The organism is Streptomyces sp. NPDC000594, assembly GCF_040299965.1.
GTDB lineage: Bacteria > Actinomycetota > Actinomycetes > Streptomycetales > Streptomycetaceae > Streptomyces.
Window position 1 is genome coordinate 140,535 of record NZ_JBEPCY010000017.1, and the last position, 24,081, is coordinate 164,615.

18 protein-coding genes and 1 pseudogene are annotated in these 24,081 nt (G+C 70.2%); 12 read left to right on the forward strand and 7 right to left on the reverse strand.

The features are described 5' to 3' along the window. Together ABT354_RS23300 and ABT354_RS23305 are read left to right on the forward strand one after the other, a co-directional pair. Entirely contained in the window at window positions 1–438 is a 438-nt protein-coding gene (locus ABT354_RS23300) for a hypothetical protein (RefSeq protein ID WP_351496854.1), read from the forward strand. Continuing rightward, complete coding sequence (locus tag ABT354_RS23305; protein ID WP_351496856.1) at window positions 425–634, forward strand: transthyretin-like family protein; 210 nt, start codon at window positions 425–427, stop codon at window positions 632–634. Before ABT354_RS23300 ends, ABT354_RS23305 begins: the two co-directional genes overlap by 14 nt. A 502-nt stretch (window positions 635–1,136) precedes the next feature. Here ABT354_RS23305 and ABT354_RS23310 read toward each other — a convergent pair. Beyond that, entirely contained in the window at window positions 1,137–1,553 is a 417-nt protein-coding gene (locus ABT354_RS23310) for an ester cyclase (protein ID WP_351496858.1), read from the reverse strand. 549 nt (window positions 1,554–2,102) lie between these two features. Continuing rightward, window positions 2,103–4,100: a hypothetical protein gene (locus ABT354_RS23315; protein WP_351496860.1), complete on the reverse strand. Its 1,998-nt coding sequence runs from the start codon at window positions 4,098–4,100 to the stop codon at window positions 2,103–2,105. Window positions 4,101–4,287: 187 nt separating this feature from the next. On the opposite strand from ABT354_RS23315, the pseudogene ABT354_RS23320 reads away from it, so the two are divergent. Continuing rightward, window positions 4,288–4,430 (forward strand): annotated as a pseudogene (locus ABT354_RS23320) (MerR family transcriptional regulator); the annotation flags it as partial. A 910-nt stretch (window positions 4,431–5,340) separates the two neighbouring features. Continuing rightward, window positions 5,341–6,168: a serine protease gene (locus ABT354_RS23325; protein WP_351496909.1), complete on the forward strand. Its 828-nt coding sequence runs from the start codon at window positions 5,341–5,343 to the stop codon at window positions 6,166–6,168. Between the two features lie 466 nt (window positions 6,169–6,634). On the opposite strand, the gene ABT354_RS23330 is transcribed toward ABT354_RS23325, so the two are convergent. Further along, the gene (locus ABT354_RS23330) at window positions 6,635–7,204 is read right to left on the reverse strand and encodes an RICIN domain-containing protein (RefSeq protein WP_351496862.1); all 570 of its coding nucleotides are present in this window, start codon (window positions 7,202–7,204) and stop codon (window positions 6,635–6,637) included. 270 nt (window positions 7,205–7,474) lie between these two features. Next, on the reverse strand, window positions 7,475–7,999 hold the full coding sequence (locus tag ABT354_RS23335) for a hypothetical protein (RefSeq protein ID WP_351496864.1): 525 nt from the start codon (window positions 7,997–7,999) through the stop codon (window positions 7,475–7,477). Window positions 8,000–8,207: 208 nt separating this feature from the next. Between ABT354_RS23335 and ABT354_RS23340 the strand changes: the two genes are divergently transcribed. Beyond that, window positions 8,208–8,951: a hypothetical protein gene (locus tag ABT354_RS23340; protein WP_351496866.1), complete on the forward strand. Its 744-nt coding sequence runs from the start codon at window positions 8,208–8,210 to the stop codon at window positions 8,949–8,951. 96 nt (window positions 8,952–9,047) lie between these two features. Here ABT354_RS23340 and ybiA read toward each other — a convergent pair whose 3' ends face one another. Beyond that, a complete protein-coding gene (gene ybiA / locus ABT354_RS23345) occupies window positions 9,048–9,530 on the reverse strand; it encodes a riboflavin biosynthesis intermediates N-glycosidase (RefSeq protein ID WP_351496868.1) in 483 nt (160 codons plus the stop codon). 613 nt (window positions 9,531–10,143) lie between these two features. On the opposite strand from ybiA, the gene ABT354_RS23350 reads away from it, so the two are divergent. The 3 genes from ABT354_RS23350 (at window position 10,144) to ABT354_RS23360 (ending at window position 12,100) form a co-directional block, all read left to right on the forward strand. Further along, the gene (locus tag ABT354_RS23350; protein WP_351496870.1) at window positions 10,144–10,767 is read left to right on the forward strand and encodes a hypothetical protein; all 624 of its coding nucleotides are present in this window, start codon (window positions 10,144–10,146) and stop codon (window positions 10,765–10,767) included. A 295-nt stretch (window positions 10,768–11,062) separates the two neighbouring features. After that, a complete protein-coding gene (locus tag ABT354_RS23355) occupies window positions 11,063–11,317 on the forward strand; it encodes a hypothetical protein (protein WP_351496873.1) in 255 nt (84 codons plus the stop codon). Window positions 11,318–11,860: 543 nt separating this feature from the next. Further along, window positions 11,861–12,100 carry a DUF6411 family protein gene (locus ABT354_RS23360; RefSeq protein ID WP_351496875.1) on the forward strand — a complete coding sequence of 80 codons (240 nt, stop codon included), beginning with the start codon at window positions 11,861–11,863 and terminating at the stop codon, window positions 12,098–12,100. Between the two features lie 57 nt (window positions 12,101–12,157). Here the strand turns inward: ABT354_RS23360 and ABT354_RS23365 are convergent, their stop codons facing one another. After that, window positions 12,158–13,891, reverse strand: coding sequence for a DUF6192 family protein (locus ABT354_RS23365; RefSeq protein WP_351496911.1), 1,734 nt, complete (start codon window positions 13,889–13,891; stop codon window positions 12,158–12,160). Between ABT354_RS23365 and ABT354_RS23370 the strand changes: the two genes are divergently transcribed. Together ABT354_RS23370 and ABT354_RS23375 are read left to right on the forward strand one after the other, a co-directional pair. Further along, window positions 13,799–14,320, forward strand: a complete 522-nt coding sequence (locus ABT354_RS23370; protein ID WP_351496877.1) for a hypothetical protein — start codon at window positions 13,799–13,801, stop codon at window positions 14,318–14,320. The two genes, ABT354_RS23365 and ABT354_RS23370, sit on opposite strands and share 93 nt — an antisense overlap. 807 nt (window positions 14,321–15,127) lie before the next feature. Continuing rightward, entirely contained in the window at window positions 15,128–15,652 is a 525-nt protein-coding gene (locus ABT354_RS23375) for an RICIN domain-containing protein (protein WP_351496879.1), read from the forward strand. 965 nt (window positions 15,653–16,617) lie between these two features. Here ABT354_RS23375 and ABT354_RS23380 read toward each other — a convergent pair. Then, window positions 16,618–17,670 (reverse strand): hypothetical protein, encoded by a 1,053-nt coding sequence (locus tag ABT354_RS23380; RefSeq protein WP_351496881.1) that lies wholly within the window; start codon window positions 17,668–17,670, stop codon window positions 16,618–16,620. Window positions 17,671–21,839: 4,169 nt separating this feature from the next. Between ABT354_RS23380 and ABT354_RS23385 the strand changes: the two genes are divergently transcribed. Continuing rightward, window positions 21,840–22,724, forward strand: a complete 885-nt coding sequence (locus ABT354_RS23385) for a dihydrolipoamide S-succinyltransferase (RefSeq protein WP_351496883.1) — start codon at window positions 21,840–21,842, stop codon at window positions 22,722–22,724. A 50-nt stretch (window positions 22,725–22,774) separates the two neighbouring features. After that, window positions 22,775–23,305, forward strand: coding sequence for a hypothetical protein (locus ABT354_RS23390; RefSeq protein ID WP_351496885.1), 531 nt, complete (start codon window positions 22,775–22,777; stop codon window positions 23,303–23,305). Window positions 23,306–24,081: the final 776 nt, after the last annotated feature.

Genomic DNA, 24,081 nt, shown 5'->3' on the forward strand with positions numbered 1-24,081 from the left:
ATGCTCGTCCCCGAAGTCAGCCCCATCCCCATGCCCACAGAGCACCCCGGCCGCGTCCAGGTCGTCACCCGCGGCCGCGCCCGCGAGACCCAGGTACTGAACCTCTCGAACGCCGAGGCCCGCGAATGGGCGACTTCCGCCGCCCGCGCGAAGGGCACCACGGGTGCGGGCCTGCAGAAGCAGACCGCATCCCCGGCCGACGAGATGCCCGCCGATCCCTGGAGCCTCAGCATCCCCGAGCCTCCGCCCGCCCCCGCCGCCGATCCGGCCGCCGACGGGGATCCGCGCGCCGACATCTGGAGCCTCACCCCGCCGACCGCGCCCCCGGCCGCCGACACCACGGTGCCGCCGCCGGCGAACCCGGCCCCGGCACCCGAGCCGGACGACGCGGCGGTCGGGCTGCGCAAAGCCCAGCAGGATCACCTTGTCCGGCCATGACACCGAACTCGGCCAGATCGACCCGGTGGTGAGGATCTACACCCGCATCGAGCTGGGTGGGGGCCCGGCGACGCACCCCTGCCCCCGGGAGCTCACCATTTCGGTGCCCCGGTCGTATGTGAACTCGGGAACGGTCTTCAACCTCGGCACGCTCAACCTCGCCCAGATGCCGGGGAACACCCGCAAATGCATCTGACGTACCAGCGGCGCTGATGGCCTGTTCGTCCTCCGCCGGTACTCGTGACACGTCCGGGTGATGGTCGTACGGTCCGGTCATGGGTGGGGGCGGGCGGGTCCGGCTGCGGATGGTGGCGGTCGATGAAGATCGTGGCGGACCGCGATTGTGCCGGGGATGTGGTGGTCCGCTGATGCCGGCGGCGAAGGGGCGGTGGTGTTCTGTTCGTCGGCGTGCCGCTCACGGCACTGGCGTCGGCTGCGGCGGGCGAGAGCTCGTACGGAGGCGGTGGGGAGCGCGGTGCGGGCGGTCTGCCCGGTGCGCGGGGCGGGCTGGACGGTCGGGGTGGAAACTCCCGCCTCGGCGGTCTACTGCTCTCCCCGCTGTCGCAATCGGGCCTGGCATGAGCGGCGCACGGCGGATGGGAAGGTGTGAGGCGGCGCTCGCGCAATGGGCCGGGTCGCTTCACATGCTGTGTGTGTACGCCCTGGCGCGCCATCTCCTCCCGCTCTGTGTGTCACCGTCAGGAAGCCGGGGGCGAGCCCAGTTGTTCCATCGCGCCTTGCATGTCCCAGTTGAGCCAGGTTTCGGATATCTTTCCGTTCCGGAATCTCAGAGTGACCTGGCCGGACACCTCAAAGCTCCTGCCGCTCGGCGGGAAGCCCTGGTACTCGCCGATGTGGCGGCCCCGCACGATGAACCGCGCGCACACCAGGTCGTCCTCGGCGACCATGCTCAGGGCCGTGTGTCTGAGAGCGAAAGCCGCGACCAGCTCCCGGTACAGTCGCGCGGCCTCGTCGAGCCCCACGGTTTCCTGAGGCATGGCCGGGTCGTGTTCACGGTAGTCCGCGGTGCACAGGTGGGCGTAGGCGTACTCACGGTTGCGGTCGTCCGTCTCCTCCAGGAAACGACGGGCCACGTCCTTGCTGCGCTGTTCCATACCTGTACTCTTACCGGCCCCCCACGGCCCGGGAAACAGACCGCCCGACCGATTGGGGACATCATGCCTCACGGTTGACCCGTGCCGCGCAGAGTGTTCGAGGCGCGCACTGCGAGCGGTCACCCGGATCGAACCTGTTTACGCAGCACACTCAGTGGGCCATGGCGGCCCGCGTGAGGTGCACGTGTGCCCTGAAGACGCCTTGGACGCGATCGGCGTTCTGGCCGCCGCACTTTCCCGGCTCGGCCCGGAGTCCGGCCGGGGCGCTCGCTGCGGTGGTGGCGGCCACCGCCGACGCGCGCCGCCGGCTCGGCCTCCCCACCTCCGCCGAACCCGAACCAGGGGAGAGGACCCGACGGTGCCCGGGCCGCGTACCGAATCACAGAGCAGCCCCGGGGCACTGCCCCCGGACCCGGACCGGGCCGAGGAGGCGTGGCCTAGGCCGGTTGCCGGGCAGATCAGCCCCCGCAGCGAGTGCTCGCCGCCGGCGGTCACGCCGGCATCGTCGGAGCGGTCCGGTCTGCGGCGGTGAGTGCCGGGGCTGCGTGGCTAGTGCAGTGCTCGGTAGACGAGGTTCAGGTCGCTGCCGGTGGTGGCCAGGGCGGGGGCGGAGAGGGTCTTTCCGGCCGGGGTGACCGGGGTGAAGGTGTTCCATCCGGTGTTGGTGGTGTTGCAGAGGTGGATGTTGTCTCCGCCGCGCACTGCGCAGTGGAGGCTGGTCCCGCGGACGGCGAGGGCGGGGGCATCCGATGTTGATCCTGTCAGCAGGGTCGGTGCGGGCCAGCGGGTCGCGGGGTTGAGTGCGTCGTCGCGGGTGGTGACACAGATCTTGTCGCCGGGATTGCGGTAGGCCAGGTGGAGCTGGCCGTTGAAGGAGGCCAGGGCCGGGCCGCTGTAGGACTCGTGGGCCGGCCATTCCTTGAGACCCTCCCAGAACTCGGCTCCGGGGCCCATGCTGCCGACCATGAGGCTGCGGTAGTTGTTGCCGCCGAACGAGGCGAGCCACAGCCGGTTCTTGTGGACGGCCAGGGCGGGCGCGGTGCGGCAGTAGCCGGGCGTGGGGACCCAGGACCAGCTGTCGCCCTGGGCGGAGGACAGCAGCCATGCCTTGCTGGCGTTGTTGTCGGCGCTGTTGAGCCGGACGGCCAGGTACAGCTGGCCGTTGAAGGAGGCCAGGGCCGGGGCGTGTTTGGAGCTGATGCCGGGGACCTGGCGGAAGGCGGTCCACCGCCCGTCGCTCTCCCGCCGGCTGATGTAGATCTGATCGCCCATACCGCGGGCCGCGCAGTACAGGTTCCCGCTGTGCAGCGCCAGCGCGGGAGCATCGGGCGTCTTGGCGGCACCCGGCCATGGAAGCGACGGTGCGCTCCAACCGGAGGCGTTGTGGGCGCTGAGGGCGATGTCGTTGCTGCTGGGCTGGGAGTACCTGCCGCGGATGTCGAGGGAGAAGTGCGCCTCGGCCACAAACCACCAGGTGACGTCGGGCTGGGTGAACACCGGGTCGGCCAGCAGGTTCATGGCTGCGCGGTCGAAGGCGATGGTGCGGTGGACGAGCAGGTCATCCGCGAGCCATGCAAGGATCTCCGAGATGAGGTGCCCGATGGTGCCGAGCATCGCGACAAAGTCGGTCACCAGCTCCCACGGTGTGCCTCCCGGCAGGACGCCCATGATCTCGGCAGTGTCCTTGAGACCGGTCGCGATCGTCCGGATAGTTTCCGCCAGCTTGGGGTCGACCTTCTCGTCCTCCTCCCAGCACTCGATGTGCACGAGGAGTACCTTGCTGACCTGCCCGCGGAACAGAACGGTGTTCGCGTCCAGGTTGTGAGTCTCGCCGTTGTCCACATCGCCGTAGGTGCGGGTGATGCTCTCCTGCCTGGTGCCCTCGTCGGCACCGGCGGCAAGCGCCCAGTAGATCTCGTTCGAACCGCTGACCTCCCAGGACCTGTGACGGCAGAAGAAGCGGGGCAGCGTCATGTCGACCTGGAGCGGCGGCCGTTCCTGCGCGGCCTCGGCCGACGGGGGCCCCGAGGCGGTTACCACCGTCGCCCCGTACCCGTAGGCGGCCATCCCCTGCTGGAACTCCTCCGAGTCCGGCGCGGCAGGAGCGCCGTCCTCCCCGGCCGGCGGGAGGGCGGCGAGGTCGACCGTACTCACATTCGCCTGCGCCGCGATCTCCTCGCGCAGCCCGGGCAGGTCCCGAACAAGGTCCTCAACGGAGTATCCCTCGGAGACCGGGCGGGCAGCGAGCGTCTCCGGGAGCAGCTGCGACCGAGTGGCCGCCTCCTCCTGGTACACCCGGCCGAAGTCGCCCACCTCCTCCTCCGACAACAACTGCACCACCGGCCGGACCAGCTGCTCTTCGAGACCGGTGAGCTCCAGACCGGCCTGGAGACGGGCGGCACCGTGCAGCATCACCCCGTACAGCAGACGCGCCCCCTTCGATGCCTCCACCCGCCCTCCGGCGGAGGTGGCGGGCGTACCGTTCCGCAGCCGCTGACGCAGCCGATTCAGACGCTCGTCCCGGGAAACTGGCAGTTCAGGCGACATCGGCGATCCCGTCGGAAGGAGGAGTCCACGCAGTCAGCGCGGATCGACCCTCCCACGCTCGTCACACTAGGCAATAGAATTTTTACAGACAGTGCCGATCCGGAAATTCGGCCGCTCCCCCAACCGGCAGGCCGCGCCACAGCGTCGAGCTCTTCACCCGCGCAGACATAGCACCGCCGATGACGAGCTACGGCCGGGCGCCGAAGCCCGCCTCATCACCCCCTCCGCTCCACCGGCGGCCACCGCCGCTACTCCCGCTACCAGCTCCGCATCGCCGCCCGCGCCCGCGAACTCGTCGCCCACAGCTCCGCCGTCGAAGCCGGTGGAAGAGGAGACCGCCGATCTCGTCCTCCAAGGTGAGGAGACCGACGCGCTGCTCAAGGTGAAGGTGGGCGGGACCGAATGGGTGCCCGGCCACATCAAAGGCATCCCCGGACCTCGCACCCCGCGACTACGAACAGACCGCCCTCCGGCTCACCGGGCACCCCCGCGCGGTCGCCGCCGACGTACAGCGCCACGCCGCCGACGAGACCTGGCAATTCACGCTGCACCGACACTACGGGCGGTTCACCAACGGTCACCTCACCCACCGCGACGAGAAGCGAATCGAGACCGGTGTGAACCATCCGGTCAAGGGCTGATGTCCCCCTTGACCGCCCCCGGGGGGGCTGCACACCGCTCTGGACCATTGGCACAACCGGCGTCCCACCGAACGGCCACCCCAGGACGCGCCGACCCTGCCGATCCGACCTGGCGGTGATCCGACCAGGACCGCGCCGCTCGCGACGGACACCAAGCCCGGCCCAACGCCCCTCTTCCGCAGGCTGCCTACGAGTTGCCCTGCGACTTGCCGTACAAGTTGCCCTACGAGTTGCCTCGACACCATGGACCACCCGTTGCCATGACGACCGTGCCGGGCTTCCCGCCGGAGCGGTCCGAGCGGTTTCCGGCCGGTAGGTGCCCACGGACCCGTCCGGGCGGGATTCCCGGGGCGCACCGCGGGCGTTCCGGGCTGCGAATGCTCCGGCTCGGGTTCCTGCCCGGGGGGATGTGTGGGGGTGGTGGTCACTCTTCCGGGGGATCGTTGCGGGCTTTGGGGCGGGCATACGATCCGATTTTCCGGGGGTTGTGCCGGGTCTGCCCGTATCCCGTCCGAGAGGGGTTCCCCATGCGCTTACGTGTTTTGACCGTTCTTTCTTCCCTGCTCACCCGTACCAGAGAAAGGAATGCGGGCGCGGTGATGGCCAGGGGCTGGACCGGGTGGTTGGTCGCGGGTGTGGTGGGGGTGTTGTCGGCCGCCGGGCTGGCCGGCGGGGCGGGCACGGCATCAGCGGCACCACCGCCGGTCGAGCCGCCGGTCGCCCTGGTCGTGGGCGGGACGGAGGCCCCCGAGAACGCCTACCCCTACCAGGTGTCGCTGCAGGTCCAGCGCTCCGGCGGGTGGTTCCACACATGTGGCGGGTCGATCATCGGCGCCCGGTGGGTGCTGACCGCGGCCCACTGCCTGGGGATTCCGGCGGGCAGCATGCGGGTGATGGTGGGAACGAACTCCCTCGCGGCTCCCACGCTCTATCGCACCGTGTACCCGGTGGCGGAAGCGATCGGCCACGAGGACTACAACGGCGGCGCCGCCGGTATGCCGAACGACATCGCCCTCCTGAAGCTGAGCGCACCGATCCATTTCAACCCGGGCACCCAGCCGATCGCGCTCCAGGATCTGCCGGATGTCCCCCGCGGGAGCGCGGTCCTGACCGGGTGGGGGCGCGTCAGTGCCGGCGGCGGGCGGGCGGACATCCTTCGGCAGGCCACGGTCACGGTCCTGCCCATTCCCGAATGCCGGCTGCGCTGGCCCGGCGCGAACCTGAGCCCGGTGAACCACCTGTGCACCCACGACGGGGCGGCGGGCCCGTCCGCGTGCAACGGCGACAGCGGTGGCCCGCTGGCCCGGAACGGCCGCCTGATCGGCGTTGTCAGCTGGGGTCCCTCCACCTGCAGCGGAAGTTACCCGTCCGTCTACACCAACGCCGGTGGCCATCGCCTCTGGATCGCCGGCAAGACCGGCATCTGACCGTACCGGCGAACCCAGGGGCCGGCCGCTGTCCGTACGGCGGCCGGTACCTCTCTTCGGGCGGTGCGCATCATCGTGCCCCGCCGCCGGCTACAGGTAGGCCTCATTTCACCCTTGGGGTAGATCCCCGATTCCGGATCGCATTCCTCAACCACGGCAGCTCTGCTTCCCCGTCCGCAACGCTGCGGCGGCCGACAGCGCCGACATTGTCCGGCTGCCCTGTAGTGCTTCCGGCGGCGGAGCCTGTAACGACACCTTCGGTTTCGTACCCGCCTGAGGGGATGTGCCGGGCCGGAGAGACCCGGCGCGCTGTGGTGGCCGGCAGGTGAGCACCATCGCCACCGGAACCGTTCGAGTGCGGTGCGACTGTGCCCCTGCTGGCCGGCCGGGCGGCCGGAGCGTCGCTGATGGGTGGTGTGCCCGTCTCGCGAGGCGTGGGTAACGGATCCACTGACACACCCATCCCTTAGGCGGGGTGGAAGAGGAAGGTGTCGTTCTTGGCGCCGGTGCCCCAGGAGTTGTGGGGGGTGTACTGGATGAGGTGGGTGTCGTCGGCGGTGCTGGCGTTGAGGACGTGGATGACGCGCCAGCGGTCGCTGTCGGTCCAGCCGCCGGTGTTGGTGCGGATGACGCTGCCGGCCCAGGGGTGCTGGTCGGTGTGGAGGTCGAGCCACTCGTACCAGCGGTTCTGGCAGGGGCGCTGGAGGATGGCGGCGTAGTTCTCCTTGCTGCCGTTGTGGACGCTCCAGCACATGCCGGAGTCGAGCCGGAACAGGTAGGTGCCCGACCGGTAACCGGTGGTGGGTACGAGGGTGACGCGCTGGGAGGCGCGTCCGTCGCAGGGCTGCTGCACGATGAGCGCGTACTCCGATGCGTCGCGGGGGCCGAGGCATTTCCCGGAGTGCAGGGCGCTGATGGTGTAGGTGCCCGGCCCGGGCGGGGCCTGTGCCGCCCGGGCGGAGACCACCCCGGCGACAGGGGCGGCCCCGGCTTCGGTGGCGGGTGCGCCGGATACGAGTGCCGAGAGGACGGTCACGGCCAGGATTATCCGGGACACCGGATGGCGCCGGGGGAGGGGGAGGTTCACCGGTACTCCACTGCATGACGGTCGCACCGGTGACCCACAGCGGCGAGAACGGCACGATCGGCGGGCGTGGCGGTGTGGGCGCGTCCACATGAACCGCGAGCACGGCCGGTGGCGGCGGAAGCGGCGCCGAGGCGTCCGGACAAGAGGCCCCCTGCCTGGACGGCTGGTACGCGGCGGGCGGGGGAACACCGGCGTAGCACGGTACGGGCGTCCGCAGGCTCAGGCGGCTGCGGGTACGGGTGCCGGGCGCAGCACCGCGAGCGGGGAGCGCCGGCCTTTCTCCACCGCGCGGAGCTGGTCGCAGTCGATGTCGGAGTGTGCGGGGACGATCGCGTCGACGGAGGCGGTGGTGTAGGGGGCGATGTCGACGGCGCTGGCCCGGCTGGTGCCGAAGCGGACCTCGATCGACTGCGGGGAGCGGACCCAGCCGAGCCGGACCATGTGGTCGAAGTCGGCACGGCGCACGCGGAGACGGGTTGCGGCCTGTTCGGGTCCGAGCGGGGTGTCGGCGGCGACCAGATCCGCCAGGTGCTCGCGGCGGCAGACCTCCGCGACCTGGTCGGGGTGGTGCAGCGTCCCGTCCGGGTTCGCGCTCAGGTCGACCAGAAGGCCGCGGTCGACGAACCGGCGTACCAAGAATGCCGTCACGTTCGCCCGCGCGCCGTAGGCGGTCGGGCTCGGGGTGCCGAGCGTCTCGGCGATCCGGTCCGCCGCCGCGCGTCCGCTGATGGGCGCGACGGGCATCGCGGCCCGGATGGCGCCGGTGTCCATTCTCACCCGTCCGGCGCAGCGGACGAGCGCCGCCCCGGGGCGGCAGCCACCGTCCTCCGGTCGTCGCGCACCGCGAAACCCGTTCCGCCCCGGGGGCCACCGCCTGCCGAATCCGAAGAGACCGAAACTGTCCGCACACCCCGCCGCCGACTCGCGGCGGAAGGGAAAGAGGCCCCCTGCTGTGGATTCCTATGGGACCGCTCAACTGCTCGGTGGCCGGGACCATCAGTGCGACGCGACCACCGTATGGACGGCACCCGGCGACGCCCGGGCGTACGTCCTCCTCGACGGCGTCGGCGACACCCCCACCGTCCGGGCCTGGACACGGACCGCCGCCCGCCGCCCGGCCCGCACCGCAGCCCTCCACGCCAACGCCGAGACCGGGCTGCGCGCCGAACGCGCCCGGTACGCCGCCGAGCCCGGCCGCCGCTCCGACCACGGACTCCATCTGCCGTGCGCCGCCGCTGTCGTCGTCGTCCGCACCCCCGACGCTCCCGACGCCGACGGCACGGGCGGGACGTTGTCCTTCGGGTGGAGCGGTGATGCTCGTGCCCATCTCCTCCTCGACGGACACCTCCACCTGGTCACCGAGGACCACAACGAACGCCGCGCCTACGACGGCCACGGGGACCGCAATGTCCTCACCGCCTGCCTCGGTGCGGGCTGGGACGACGAGGAGACCGAAGAACGCTACGGCCACCCCGCCGTGGAACACGTCGGCGGCCCGGCCCGCCCCGGCCGGCTCCCCCTCACCAGCGACGGCGCCTACGAGCCCTACGGCGAGGACGACCGCGACCTGGCCGACTGCCTCACCGGCGCGCCCCGTACGGCTGCCCGGTGCCTGGTCGACGGGGCTGTCCGGCGGGCACGCGCGCTGCCCGATCCGTACGCGGACAACGCCACCGCCCTCATCGCCCGCATCTGACGACGGCCGGAGGCATCCGCTGGGGAAGGCGCCCCGTCCCCGAGACCGTGGCCTGAGTCGTCCTGCACGTGCGGCACACCGCACGCATGCCCCGGATTACCGCCTCGGGCGGCGGCCATCGCTGTCGAGAGCTTCGGCGAGTTCGGCGCGCAACTGGCCACGGGTGCGCACCAGAATCCGCCCGAGCATGTTCTTGCCGTTCCCGGTCCTGCCCCGACCCCAGTAGTGATCGGTGGTGGTGTCCTCGACGATCTCTTCGTCACCGGTGGACAACAGAATGTCGCGAATATCGGCATGCGCGCGGAACTTGGCTGCCACCGCACGGCGCATCACGTCGTCCTTGACCCGCTCCCAGTCCCTCCGCAGAGGTTTTGACGAGTCACGGCCCAGCTCCGCTGCCCGCAGCGGTGTGCGAGCCCGCCGGACGAGATCCGCGTGACGAGTGCCCTTGAATTTCTGCGCCTGGAAGTAGTGCTCCGAGGTCGGCCACCAGACCCCGTCGAGGTCGAAGCCGTGATCGGAAAAGTTCGAGAAGCACCCGAAAGGGACTTCGTCGGCACCGTAGAAGTAAGTCGTCACGGGAGCCTCACATGTGTTACGGAAGCCCGCACCGTCTCAGGCGTGCCCCAGCCCCCGCAACCGGTTTCTGCGCCAGGCCCGGCCTTTCAACACACCAACGACCCGGTGGACCTTCCCGGTCAGAGCAACTGGACATACCCACCTCCCCTCGCCCGAGGAGATCGAAGCCGCCCGCACACCCGCCGGACGCTCGAAGCCGCCGTCGCCCGACTCCGGGACGGCATCCGGGAACGCGCTGCCGCCCACGGGCCCCCCGGCCACAGCCCGCCCCGCCCTCGCCGCACACCCAGCAGCCCGGCGCCCCGGGCCGGACCACCGGAGGAATCGCGTGAGCACCCCGGAAGACTCAGCCTTGATGACTCCCTCGCCCGTGCCGCCGCCGGGAAGATACCGCCGCACTCGACGAGGACCAGCACCAGGACCCGGAACACGATGAGCCCCTGGGGTGGCAGCCAGTCCTGCGGATGTTCCGGCAGGCGGCTACCGGGAGTGGCTGACCCCGGTTGGGTGGTCCTGGGTGCTCTTGCCGGAGCCCTGTACAGCTGTGACTATTTCGAACGCACGATCTGCGATGGGTTCCGTTGGACGAACGACTCCCAAGGAGTGCTTCCTCATGATCAGATCGAGAGTGCGTACGGTGCTGTCCGGAGCCGGGACTGCGGCGGCGCTGCTGGCCGCCGTTCTTTTCCCGACGGGCGCTGCAGCCGCGGCGGCCCCGCCCGAGCGGCCCGCTGCCGACGGCGGCACCGCGGCTGTGGCCGGGTCGGCGGGCGCCACCTCGGCGTTCTGGTCCTGTTCCGTCCCGCCCGGCTACACCTACACCCAGGTGGAACGGACGCTGAGCTGCGGCGGCACCGACTTCCGCACCCGTTACCTCGTCCAGCCGCCCGCCGACGGCCTCATGGCCTGCTCCGTCCCCTCGGGCTTCGTCTACAGCCAGGCGGAGAGCACGCTCGCCTGCGCCACCACCGGTTTCGGCGTCCGGTATCTGCTGCGGGCCCCTGCGGATGGCCTCTGGGCCTGCTCTTCGGCGCCGGGGTTCACCTACACCAGCGTGGAGCGGACCCTCGCCTGCTCCACCACCGGATTCAGCCCCCGCTATCTGATGCGTAAGCCCGCCACCGGGCTATGGGCGTGCACCATCCCCTCGGGCTTCACTTACACCAGAACCGAGAGCACGCTGGACTGCTCCACGAGCGGGGGCTTCTCCACCAAGTATCTACTGAGAGCCTTCTGACGACCCGTCCACGCGGCGCATGCCGATACCGAGGAACGGCGCGGTCCGCCCCCGGTCACTGACCATGGCGGAAGTGTGCGACCGCGACGGGACGAAAGGAGAGCCAGACGGCCGGAGCAGCGGAGACAGCGGAGTTCGACGAGCGGGCGAGGGTCGCCGGCCCCGCCGTACGCAACGCGATCCGCGCAGCCCGCACCCCACCCGCCGCCCCCGTGGGGGACGGCGCTCCGGCCGCAACGACGCCGCCGTGCACACGACGACCAGCACCGCGAGGGCGCCCTTCAGAAGAGAGGCGGTGCTGCTGCCACACGGACCGCACGGCAGCAGCACCGCCCCGGCCTTCTTCAAGGACCACGCCAAAGGCGAGGGCGTCACCAAGGGGATCGACGGCTGGGGACACCCCGGCTGCGCGCCCCGGAAGCTCTCGGCAGCCGATCACGAGTTCGCCCTGAGCAAGGCCCTCATCGAGCACGGTGACACCCTCCGTTCCCGGAAGCCGTCCGACTGGCGGCTCGGCTCCTCCCCGTCCAGCCACCGCGCCACCCGCTGAGCCAGTACTGCGCGCCCGGCCCGGACCGGGCAGTTCCCACGGGCAGAAGAACTCCCACTTCCGGCCCTGGGGGACTGCCCGGCATTGCCCGCTCAGACGGTGCCAGCTCACGCCGGGCACCGACGTCACCGCGGACATCGGTGAGGAACTGGTGGACCTGGTCGACCTCCTGTACTCGATCAGGAACCCGGCCGCGGTCCAGGCGGTAGGCGCGTCGCCGCCCGCCGCCCGCCGCCCGCCGCCCGCCGCCCGCCGGACAAGGACACCCGTACGGTGGATCGCCGGGCCACCACGATGTAGGCGCCTTGGACCAGGTGGCAGGTTCGTACCGGACGACCGAGCCCACGCACTGGCCGGCGAGCTCGGTGAGCACGGCAGCTTCCGACCGGTACCTCGAAGTCGCCCCTGCGTTTCTCGACCGGGTCACCGGGTAGGCGGGCAGCCTAAGTCCTTCTACGAGAAGGACCGCACACACCCCGTGGTGCGGCGTCCTCGCCCCTCCGGCGGAGCCGGCCGCCACCACGGCCACGGAAGGAGACCCGCGTGATCATCGCCGCCATCGCTGTCTGTGCCGCCCTGGCCGTTCTGGGCTTCCTCCTGCCCCGACTTTCCCGCCACCCGGAGCGCGGCACACAGCGCGCCCTCGGCACGGGCTCCCGCCTGGGCCGCAAGGCGCCGGGTCTCCTCGGCCGTCTCCTCAGCAAGCCGTTCCGCAGCAGCGCCCGCGCCGTCGGCCGCAGCGGGTCCGCCGGCCGCCGCGCCCGGGGCCGGCTGCCCTTCTGACGGGCCGACCGTACTCACGGCCCCGGGGGGCCGTTCTGCGTCTCGCCCACCCTCGGATCACCCAGGTCTGGGCCGGCTCCGCCCACGCCCTTGACCGCCTGCCCGGCTGGACCGTCGACCGGCTGCGGATAGCCTCTGCTGCGTTCCGGCCTCCCGGGACCATCCCGCACGTACAGCTGGGCGAGGCCACGAGCGGGCCCAGGCCCCGCCCGCTGAGACCCGGTGCGTACGGGCCGGGACCAGGGTGGGTCCCCTCCTGGCCATCGGAAAGATCAGCCGACCAACTGCCGAACCACGCCCGCAAGAAGGCCGCCGGCCAGGGGCTGGTCCAGGATGCTGCGGGTCCCGATTCGGTGCCACACGACGTGGGAGAGCCCGACGACCACCACCCGGCCGTAGGACCACATCGCGCGGCCGTCCGGTGCCCAGGTGAGTTCGTGGACGCCCGGGGAGCGGCGCAAGCCCTCGACGCGCAGGCCAGGGCGGAAGCCTCGGCCGGTGCGGAGTCGTGCCGGTGAGCCGCTGGCGGATGCCCAGGAGCGGGCTGGGGTGCCGCCCGGGGTGTGGATGGGCCGCGGACTTGCCGGGCTCGGGGCCCTTGAGGAGCTGGGCGAGCTGCTCGTCCAGAGTGAGGCGGCCGGTGTCGAGCGCGGCCTCCAGCCAGTCGGCGGCCCCGCGAACCTTCGCGATCGAGCGCCGGACCGTCTCCCGCTCGTCCTCGGTGAACTCCTGGTCCCGCAGCCGGGGAACGAGCCGCCCCAGGGTGGCGACGTACTGGTGGCCGGAGCCGACCAGATCGAGATACTCGATGGTGTGCTCGATCCTGCGGACCGCCGGGACCCGCTCATGGATCCTCTCCCGGCTCTCCTCGGAGTTGTCGAACTGCGCCCGGTTGACCGTGAAGCGGACATCGTCGTTGCGCATCGCCCGAAGGGCGACGCGGGGGCGCTGCAACAGCTCGGAGGTGACGGTGGCGGCCACCTTGTCGTCACGGGCCGGCTCCCGGATCACCCTGGCCTTGTCCGCCGCCGGCAGCGCGGCCGCCCGTGGGACGGGGTGTGAGGTCACTGCGCCACTGTCCGGGACGTCACCCGATTCCCGGCCCCGGCACCGGGCGGGAGAGGTGAGGCTGTGGTCAACCACCCCACATCCCGGAGGACTCGTATGACGAAGCCGAACCCGCCCCGCGACACACCGAGTACCTCCAGTTGCTTGCCGAGCAACTGGAGCGGCGCATCGTGCGCCTGGAGGAGCACACGGACGCGTCCCGGCTGCGCCAGGCGTTGTACCTGGTGCCGAAACCGCTGCCAGCAACCGGGCGCGGCCGGGCCTCCCGACAGTACCCCGGTGGCCGGACGAACCTGTGGCGAACCAACCGCCCGCGCCACAGCCGGAGCTGAGCGCGCACGAAGGAACCCACCACGCCGGACAATCCGATGAGAGTGGAGTCCACAGGGAGCGGAGCGGTGTGCGGCACGGTCGTCGAGCGCGGGGTTGCTCGCGTGCTCCGGCCCCGGGCTGCTGCGGCCGGGTGGAGCTCACGCGTGTCCCGGCGTGTCGCCACCGCCGGGCAAGGGGCCCACGGGCGGTCTGCGGTCGCGGCCCTCTCCGTGGGCTGTCGTCCCCGACTTGCCCGAACGGGCCAAATGGCCAATCGGCGATCTGGAGTGGAACCGACGCCGCTTCGAGACTGAGCCAGTGGACTCTACGCTCTGGGTGGCTGTCATCACCGGCGGAACCGCTGTTCTCGCCAGTTGGGTGACCGGCCGAGGAACTGCCCGCGCCGCCCATATTCAGGTCGAGGCATCATCACGGACCCAACAGCGGGACCGCGTGCGTGAATCGCGCCGCGCGGTCTACGTCGATGTGATCCAACGCGCACATGAGACAGCGGAACTCTACTTCCAGGTCAAGGGTGTGTTGGCGGCAACCGACGACCAGATGACGCAGCGCATAGGACAGCTCCGCGGCGAGCTGCGTGTGGCCTTCGATCCTCTGAGACGATGTATTCGCCTTGCCGTTCTGGAGGGGCCAACGAGTGTGGCTGAGGCCGCAGAGGCCCTCGGCACGTCGGTGGTCGCTGCCAACAGGGCTCTCCACCCACTCGAACGATCGGACCAGGGCGCACAAGTCGTGTACGAGTTGGCGGAGGCCGAGTTCTACCGTTGGTTGGAGAAGTTCACCACAGCGGCACGCGAGGCACTGGCCAGCTTTGAATGACCCTTCGGGAACGTGGCGTTTACTGAGGGACCGCCCACATCGTTGACGGTCTCCTGGAGGAGCTTCAGGAGACGTGCGCAGCGCGGTGGCGAGGGCTTGGACCGGGGTGCCGGGGCATCCGGATGGGCCGCTGATCCGCCACCGCGAGATGCTGCCGCAGCCCGTGTGCCGGGTGGTGGCGGGTGGGCAGTCTGTTCGGCGGTGCTGTTTCGGCTTGTGTGTGGTGTGGGGTGGTGCTTCCTGGTGGTGGCGTGTTCTGTGGGTTCGACTGTCGTGTGGCTCTGTCGGAGTTTGTTGACGCTGGCTCGGCGACCGGGGTCGGTTCCTGCCCAGCGGGTGCCTGTAGAGAAGGTTCGCTCGTTGTTCCCGCCGGGCGGGAGGCTGTGCTGGTGGGGCTGTTCTTGCCGGTCAGAACGGTGTGCCCTGGTGTCCATGACGGTGGATGTCGAGCTGGTCACCGTGGGGCAGAGTTGTCGCTGTTACCTGCGCCCTGCGCCGTGTGTTGGCCGGGCTGCGCTGCGGCTTCCCCTTCCCGGCCGTGACCCGATAGCGAGACACGAAGGCCCTGGCGACTCGCTTCTGCCCGTCGTGCCCTCTGTCTGTGCCGCCGAGTGATCCGGGTCGTTTCCGTGCCCCGGCCGGAAATGCCCCGGTGTCGCCTCAGGGATCACGGACGGTCCCTGTCAAGAAGTCCGGAACGGACCACGGTGCCGGAGATCAGGACAGTTCCCGCACCGGCCGGATGGACGGGCCGGGGGAGGGGGAAGAGGTTTCCGCCGGATATGCCGAGCGATGCAGGGAGCGGAAATGAAGGTTCGTACAGCGAGGCGGGTCAGGACGGTGGCGGCGGTACTCCTGCTGTTCACGGCCGCGGCCACCCCAGCCGCCACCGCGGCGGCGGACAACGACCGGGCGGGCGCCCTCGGCGCCCCATGGAACTGGAAGAACGCCAACGGGATGAAGTGTCTGGAGATACCCGGCGGCAGTACGGCCTACGCCGCGCCCGCCGCCCAGCGGACCTGCGACGGCACGAACTGGCAGCTGTGGGTGAATGAGGTCAGCGGCAGACTGACCGAGTTCAGGAATCACCACTCGGGTATGTGTCTGGACGCCGCCAACGGCAGCACGGCCGACGGCGCGATCATCGCGCAGCGGACCTGCAACGGCATGAGGTGGCAGAAATGGCGCGCCCATCTCGACAGCAGCGGCGCCTACCAGATCGTCAACGAGCACTCCAACAAGTGCCTGGAGGTCCTCGGCGGCAGCACGGCGGACGGCGCGGGCGTCGTACAGCGCTCATGCAGCGGAACAGCCCCGCAGTACTGGTTCTGACCGTCACCTGAGACGACCGGCCGCGCGGCCCTTGGCGCGGCCGGTTGTGGTTCGGGCTCTTTGAGGACGACCCGGGTACTGGCGGGCTCGTGTGTTCGACTGCCGCCAGTTCTCGGTCCCGTTGAGGCATGGAGGCGCCCGTGAGATTGCCTTGCGGAGGCATTCCCCCTATGCCAGTCGAGTGGAATCACGCCATCGTCCATGCCCTGGCCTACCGTCTGGCGTAGCTGTGGTCTCCGGCGCCGTATCGGCGCCACGTTCGCTTTCACCCGGCTTCTGCGAGGCGGGGCGGCGGAATCTAGCGGGGGAGTGAGATGTCCAGGCAATGCGCGGCGGTCACCCCGGCCACGGCGTTCCACAGGACGGCTCCGCAGATGTGGTAGTCCGGGGCGGGGGACGCGGGCGCGGCGTACGCGGGGCCGGCCGGTGCTCCCAGGAACAAGAGGCAGGCCGCGGCCGCACCCATTCCGATACGCCGAGTCGCTGTCTGTGCCTGCTTCACGGAAGTCATGCTCCGAGCGTAGAGGGGTGTTCTCGGCGGTGACCGCCGAGCTACCCCTGGGGTGTGATCAGCGCGACAGCCCACCCTGCCGCCGTCGCCAGGCCGGGCGGGCTCGGTGAGCTGGGCCCAGAGCCGTTCCGCACCGCCCGTACCTGTCGGCTGCTTTCCACGCTCAGCCAGGCCTCGGCCGGACGTCTCCGGCCGCGTGGGGCTGTCGGTCGCGGGTTCGGCGGTGGCGTGGTGGTGCCGTAGTGCCGGTCGGTGGACGCTCGCGGGCCGGTCTCTGTACGCGGTGCTCCGGGCGGACGGCAGCGGAAGCCGAAGCCCCGGGTGCAGCGCTCGATGGCGTCAGCCCGCGTCTGGTTCGGTCTGTGCATCCGGCCGTGCCTCGCTTTGCTTGTGGCTGGGAGGGGTGTGACCCCTGCGGGTGTGTGGGAGGGGCCGCGTTCGTGGTGGTTGGGGGTCAGCTGGTTCCGGAGCGGTCCTCGCCGTCCTCGCCGCTTTCCGTCTTGCTCTCTTCCCTGTTCTCGTCGAAGAGGCTTTCCTGTGTCGCTTGCGGAGGGAGCGGCTTCTGGGGCTTAGCTGAGGTGCCCGGCTGATGCAGAGCGCGGCGCAGGGCATCCCGCAGCTCCGGCAGGGACCGGCGAGCGCCCAGCAGTTCAAGGAAGGCCTCCACCGGCCACATCACGAGCCGGCCCTGCCGGGAAAGGTAGAAGCAGACCCTGTCCACCCCGTATTCGTCCTCGTAGTCCAACAGGAGGTAGCCGGCCAGCTGGTACACCTCCTTCCTGGAACCGAAACGATCGGGACGGGTGGTGGCCTTGCAGTCGATCAGATGACCGTCCGCGATGAAGTCCGCGTCGGCGCCGCCCACATCATTGCTGCCGCTGAAGACCGGAGCACAGATGAGCCTGTCCAGGGGAAGCCGTGTTGCCCACCCCAGCGCCCCATCGGCTTCGGCGAGTTCCACCTGCCCCGCGATGTCTCCCGGGACATAGGCCGGGACCTGGACGAGCAGATCGTCGAGGACGCCGCCCGCATCCAGACGCAAGAGAGGATTACCCGCCCGGAGACCGGCCCGGGCGACCTCTTCGAAGTACGAGGCGGCGAAACACAGACGGCTCAGACGCTCTTCGACAGGACCTGAACACGTCATGACCCCAGGGGAGGCCGCCGGCTGCGCCTTGAGTTCGGAGAGCAATGCCTGCCCGCAGCCATGGACGGCCTGTCCCACGGCGCGGGAGGACCTTTCTGCCGCGTCGATGCCTGCGTACAGGACTCCATTCAGAAGAGCGGCGTCGACGGGAGCACCGAAGGCGACCCGCAGCCGGCGGTCGATGGCGCGGCCCAGACTGCGGTAGTCGGGTCGCCCGGCTGCCTGCGGTGTGACGGTGCGCGGCTGCAGGGGCAGCTGACTGCGCAGACTGCCGGTGATCCGTGAAACCGCGGGCAGCTCCCTTTCCATGAAACGTGAGAGGGGCGAGTTCGGGTCGTTGAGTTCACTGGTGAGGCTCATAAGGGCAACCATGAGGCACAGCACTGACAACCCCGATAAGTGAATCGAAAAATAATCAAACAAAGGGAAATTTGTACTAATAGAGACACTGAAGGGAGAGGCGAACGTCGCATACGCACGATTCGCGCGGACCGCCACCTCTATATGACCGCGAACCTGCGCCTGTACCGCCCGGGTCCCGGTGCTGGACCCCGGTGCTGGGTGTCCTGCCCGGCGGCCACTCACTCCGCCAGGCTCGCTGCATGCGTCAGCAGTGCGGGGGTCCCATTCGTCCTATGTCGTGATGATTCCATCGTGCCCGCTGCCCGGACGCTCCGGGGGTGGGTCCGGGTCAGCGGGCCCCGGTGCGGGTTCCCGGCCCGGGTGTGGTTTCTCGCCGCCCCTGTCCCCTGCCTGCCCTTGGACCCTGTCCCTGGCTCTGCCTTCGCCCCCTGTCCCTGGCTCCGGTTTTGGGTGTGGGTGGTTGGTGGGTGTGGAGTCCGGCTGGTCGCTGGTCGCTGGTCGCTGGTCGCTGGTCGCTGGTCGCCGGTCGCCGGTCGCTGGTCGCCGGTCGCTGGTCGGTGGCTGCTGGTCGCCGGTCGCTGGTCGGTGGCTGCTGGTCGCCGGTCGCTGGTCGCTGGCTGCTGGCTGCTGGTTGGTGGTTGGTGGTCGGGCCGGTGGTGGGTCGGGTCGGTGGTGGGTCTGTGCCGCCGTCAGCCTGGTGTGTGGTGTGTGGTGCTGCCGTTGAAGTGCATGCTGTTGAAGGTCGCTCTGCGGGTGCGGGGCGTCCGGTATGACGGCTGCGGTGGTGGTTCTGTGGTCGAGTTGTCTGTTGAGGGGCTTCGGGAGCTGGTCGGCAGCGCCGGGTGTGGTCTGGTTCTGTTTCTTTCCGTGGTTTGGTGTTCCGGTATCTGCCCCACCACATGGCTATCGCTGCATTGTTCCCGTTGCCGCTGCTTTTGTATGTGTCCTTGCTGTGCCGGTTCCGGCTGTACTCGGCGGACCGTGGGAGGTGGTGACGGGGTGAGTACGGGATGGGAAGCCCGGCCGGCCGTGGTGGGATGAGTCCATTGTGCCCGCTGCCCGGACGTTCCGGGGGTGGGTCTGGGTCGGCGGGTTCCGGTGCGGGTTCCTGGCCCGGGTGTGGTCCCCCGCTGCCTGGACGTTCCGGGGGTGGGTCTGTCCCGGCGGGTTCCGGTGCGGGTTTCCGGCCCGGGTGTGGTTTCTCGCCGTCCCCGCCCCCGCCCCCGCCTCCGTCCTCGCCCCCGCCCCCGCCCCCGCCTCCGTCCTCGCCCCCGTCCCCGCCTCCGCCTGCGCCCCTGGGTGTGGTCCCGGTTCTGCCCCTGCCCCCTGCCTCCGCCCCCGTCTCCGTCCCCGGTTCTGGTCCTGGCTCTGGTCCTGTCTTTGCCTCCGCCTCCGGTTCTGGGTGTGGTTCTGGGTCTGGGTGGTTGTGGCGGGTCTGGGTGGGCTGTGCGGGGTGTCCCGGTCGTGTACCGCCTGCCCGGGCGCCCTGCTCTGGCCGGGGCTGTGTGCGGGGGTTTGAGGGGGAGGGTCCGTCCCTCCCGCGCTGTTCTGCTGCTGCTGTCCTGGCTGTGTTCCTGTGCTGTTGCGGCTGTTGTGTCTGCTGTTCTGGCGGTTCTGGTCGTGGTGGTCGGTGGAGCCGTATGTCTGTGGTGGTGTTGTTTCTGTGGACCGGAGCGTCATGTGTGAACGCGTTCCTCGCGTTCCTCGTGTCTGTCTGGGCCTTGTCCGGGTGGAGTTCGGGTGTCCGGCGGGTGGGCGGCCCGGGCGGGTGGGCGAGCCCGGGCGGGTGGGCGGCCCGGGCCGGTGCCTGCTGTGGGTGACTGCGAGGGGCAGGGGTGCCGGTCGGGGCCGGCTGATCGACCACGGCGAGCACTGTTCTGGTGCGTGTCTGTGTCCCGGTGTCCCGTGCTCGCGCGCCGTGTCCCCGTCCATCGCGTGCCTGTGCCTCGCGCTGCCCGTGTCGCGTGCCCGCCGCCGCCGCGGCCGCCTTGGCGGCCTTGGCCGGACTCCCCGCTGCCCGGCGGCTGGTGCCTGTCGGGCCATCGGCCGTTTTGGTGGTCTTGGCTGTGGCGGCCGGGCCCCGTGCCGCCGCGGCGGCTGGTGTCTGCCGGGCTGCCCGGCGGTGGCGCGGTGGTGGCCTGTGGTGGTTGTGGTGGCGTGTGGTGGCTGCTCGGGTCGCTCGGGTGGCCTGCTGGGCAGTTCTCGTCGTGGGTGGTGGTGGGGTGTGGCGGGTGTGGCTCGTACGACCAGCCTGCCCCCACCATTCCGTGCGGAAATCAGGTGTCGTAGTCGTAAAACGACTGCCGTGTGGGGTTAGGGTGGGGTTCATGCTGGGTACTGAGGGGATTCTGCGTTTGACGGTGGCGGCGGTCATGCAGTTGACGGGGGAGCGTCAGGTGGATGTGGGCGCCGGGTGTGGGTTGTCGCAGTTGAAAGTGTCCCGTCGTCAGTCGGGGCAGGCTCACTGGTCGCTGGACGAGTGTGACGCGCTCGCGGCGCACTGGGGCATGCATACCCTGGACCTGCTGGCGGGGCCCTCTCACGCGGTCTCCAGGCTCCCCGCCGACCGCATCACCGCCCGCCGGGCACCACAGGCCACCCCCGCCCCCGTTCCGGCTGTCCCCGCTCCCGTACCCGTACCCGCACTCGCTCCCGTCCCCGTCCCCGCTCTCCAGGGCCAGGACCAGGAGCGGGACCAGGGTCAGGAGCCCGTTTCCGCGTCTCCGGCTGCCCTGGTGAGGGAGCGCCCCGTTCCTTTGTCCGCCCCCGCTCCTGCCCCGGCTGCTGCCCTGTCCCCGGCTGCCGCTGCGTCGCCTTCGGCTGTCCTGGTGGGGGAGCACTCCGCCCCGGCGTCCGCTCCGCCGTCCTCGGCTGCTCCCACCGCGTCGTCCCCGGCTGCCGCCCCCGCTCCCGTCCCCGCTCTCCAGGGCCAGGACCAGGAGCGGGACCAGGGCCAGGGCCGGGGTCAGGAGGCCGTTTCCGTGCCCCCGGCTGCCCTGGTGGGGGAGCGCTCCGCTCCGTCGCCCGCGCCCGCGCCCGTGTCTCCGGCCTCCGTGCTCCCGGTCGCCGCCTCGTCCCCGGCCTCTGCCCCGGCCGCCTCGTCTCCTGCCTCAGCTCCGGCTGCTCCGGTCCCGCTTCCGGCTGCCGCGCCCACACCCCCTACCGCCCCGGCTCCCGCCCCTGCTGTCGCTCCGCCTTCTGCGGCCGCGGCTGCGTCTGCGGCTTCGGGTTCGGCTTCTTCTTCGGCTTCGGGTTCGGCTGCCCTGGCCCCGGCTGCTCCGGCCGCTGCCGTGCCCGCTCCCGCCGCGTCGTCCCCGGCTGCCCCTGCCGTCGCACCGCCTTCGGCTGTCCTGGTGGGGGAGCACTCCGCCCCGGCGTCCGCTCCTGCCCTGTCCTCGGCCGCCCCGGTGTGGGAGGACCGCTCCGTACCGGCCTCTGCCCCTGCTGTCGCTCCTGCCCCGGCCTCTGCCTCTGCTGTCGCTCCTGCCCCGGCCTCTGCTGTCGCTCCGCTTCCGCCTCCGGCTTCCGCCCCTGCACCGCTTCCGGTTTCGGCTCCCGCACCGTCGCCCGACGCCGCTGCGGCCTCTGCTCCGGCTCCTGCCTCTGCTGTTGCTCCGCCTTCTGCGGCTGTGTCTGCGGCTTCGGGTTCGGCTGCCCAGGCCCTGGCTGCTCCGGCCACCTCCGCGCCCGCTCCGGCTTCTGCCCTGTTCCCGGTCGCCGCCCCTGCCGCCTCCGTTCCGTCGTCCCCGGCTGCTGTCTGGTCCCCTGGCCCGTCGCCCTCGGCTGCCCCGGTGGGGGAATGTCCCGTTCCGGCTCCCGCTGCCGCACCGGCTTCCGTCCCTGCCGTCGCTCCGCTTCCGCCTCCGGCCTCGTCGCCCGTCGCCGCTCCTGCACCGCCTCTGGCTGCGGCTCCCGCTCCGTCGCCTGCCGCCGCTCCCGCCCCGGTTCCCTCCCTTCAGGAGCAGGAGCCCGTTTCTGCGCCTCCGGTTGCCGCTCCGCCGCCTCTGGCTGGCCCGGTGCGGGGGGTGCGCCTTGCCCCAGCCTCGGTTGCGGTTTCGGCTGTGTCTGTGGGCGGCGCTGCGCTCCGCCGGTCTGCTTCTGGTGGATCTCTTGCGGATCGGGTTCGTGGTGCGGTCGGTCACCAGTTGGCTGTGCACCATGGTGATGTGGACGCGGCTCGTGCCGCGCTGATCAAGTGTGCGGTCCCGGATGTGATGGCTTTGTTTCATGCCTCCCGCGTGGGTGGCCGGTATGAGCACACCGACTTCCCGCCGACCCAGGATGTTTTGCGGAAGCGTTCGCAGAAGGGTGCGGATGAGGTGTGGGAGGGCCGCCCGAAGTGGCGTTCGGCGGATCTTCACCGGGCTGCCCGTGCGGGTCATGTCCGTCTGGATGTGACCGCGCTCGACATCAACGGCGCCTATCTGGCGGCCCTGAAGACGTGGTTGCCGATCGGTCGTCTGGTCCACAGTGACGACGGTGTCCATGATCCCAGGCGCGCCGGTGTGCACCGTGTCACCCCGCCTGGCTGGACGGTTCCCGACCTTCCCTCTCCGTTGGGTGCGCGTCAGGAGCCCGGCCCTCTCTGGATCACGGAGCCCACTCTCCGCCTGCTGCTCCGCTGCGCGCGGGAGGGCCTGTGCGAGGCCCCTGTCATCCATGAGTCGTGGACTTCCGGAGCCACCGAGGGACTGCTCGAAAAAATGCGGCGGGCGCTTGCCGAGGTGCGGAGGGAGGCGATCGCCAGTGGTGATGAACTCGCTCTGGATTATGTGAAGTCGATGTATTCTAAGTTTGTGTCGACCATTGGTGAGAGTACGGCGAACCGTGAAATGCGGCGTCCGGACTGGATGCATATTATCCGGAGTCAGGCTTTCGCGAATCTGTGGTTCAAAGCGTATAAGGCACATGCTGCCGGTCTGACGGTTGTAGAGATGTCGGGTACTGATGAGTTGCATGTGGCGGGTGACTGGGAGGCGGTTTTCCGGCGGGGTCGTGATCTCTCGCAGGTGAAGCCCAAGCACGTCTACACCCTGGGAGGGGCGTCGTGACCCGTGCCGTTGATGAGTGGGGTGAGTGGGGGAAGCATGATGCGCAGGGGGTGAGCGGGGGTGAGGGGCTGCGGCGTGAGCTGGACCGGATTGTGCGTGCGGGGGGTATCGCTTCCCCGGTCACCACCGCACGCGGTCTGAAGGCCCGTCTGCGGTATCTGGACAGTGGGGCGGGGCGTGCGGAGCTGGAGCGCCGGGGGGTGGGTGCCCGGCTTCTGCGGTCGTGGGAGCGGGGTGTGACGCCGAGTGCGCCGAAGCGGGCGGCGGTCGATGCCGCGTACTGGAGCCGGCGCCGTGAGAATGTGGTCAGGTCCGGTGCCCTGCTGCGTATCCTGGACAATGAGGGCCGGGGCCGGCGGATCGAGATCTATCCCGTCGACCAGACGAGGGTTCCCGGCAGGTACCGGCGGGACATCGCGGACCGGTCGGTCCAGGGCCGCTACATCTGGGACGACGCGGTGACGGCGTGGGCCGCCGGCGACGACGGCACCCTGGACGAGATCTGGGACGACGTCATCTCCGAACTCGACTCCGACTACGGCGCCTACGCCTACGTGGGCGCCGTCAGTATCGGCGCCTGAATACCCCTCACCACCGTGCCGCACAGTCGACAAAGGACTGTGCGGCACGATGCGTTTTATTGCTCAAAGCAGAATCGAGAGAATACCGGACGCGTATTTCCCAGGAATCAAATTCGAAATATGGTATAGACCTCTTGGGGTGGGGGGAGAATTCCAAAGCTCTGCAAGTGCATCAAGTAATGCCAGGAGCCGCCGGGAGGTATGGCCCGGATTCGACAAAGACACATACCGCATACGCTGATACGGCGTCAGAAAATAGCAGTCCGTCATCCCCCAGCCGATCCGGACCCGGCTCGAAACAACCCCCCCGCCCCCCGAAGCCGCCGGAGACGACCCCGGGAAGACCCCCGGCAACCTCGCACCCTCCAGCGCCGGCCAATCCGGCAACCCCCCAACACAGCCCGGGCCGACAACAACACGAAAACCACCCCACCACCCGCCCCCGCTGCCCGCGCGGAGCGCGCAGGAGACCACGGAGTGGGCTCCCCGCATTCACCCGAAGGGTGAATGCCCGCCCCTCGCATTTCACGAAGTGAAATGCAATTCGACCGGAGGTCGAATACCCGGACGAAGTCCGGGACACAACACAATTGCGAAGCAATTGTGTCCCCATTCCGAAGGAATGGCGCATCTGTTGGCGTTCCGTAGGAACGCGCGTCGTGTCTCCGGAGGAGACCGCGCGCCAGGGCGCCCGCCCGGCGTAACACGGCACGCCGCCCGACCATCCTTCCGCGCCGTGACGCCGCCCGCCGTCCCGACCGCGCCGACCGGTCCGC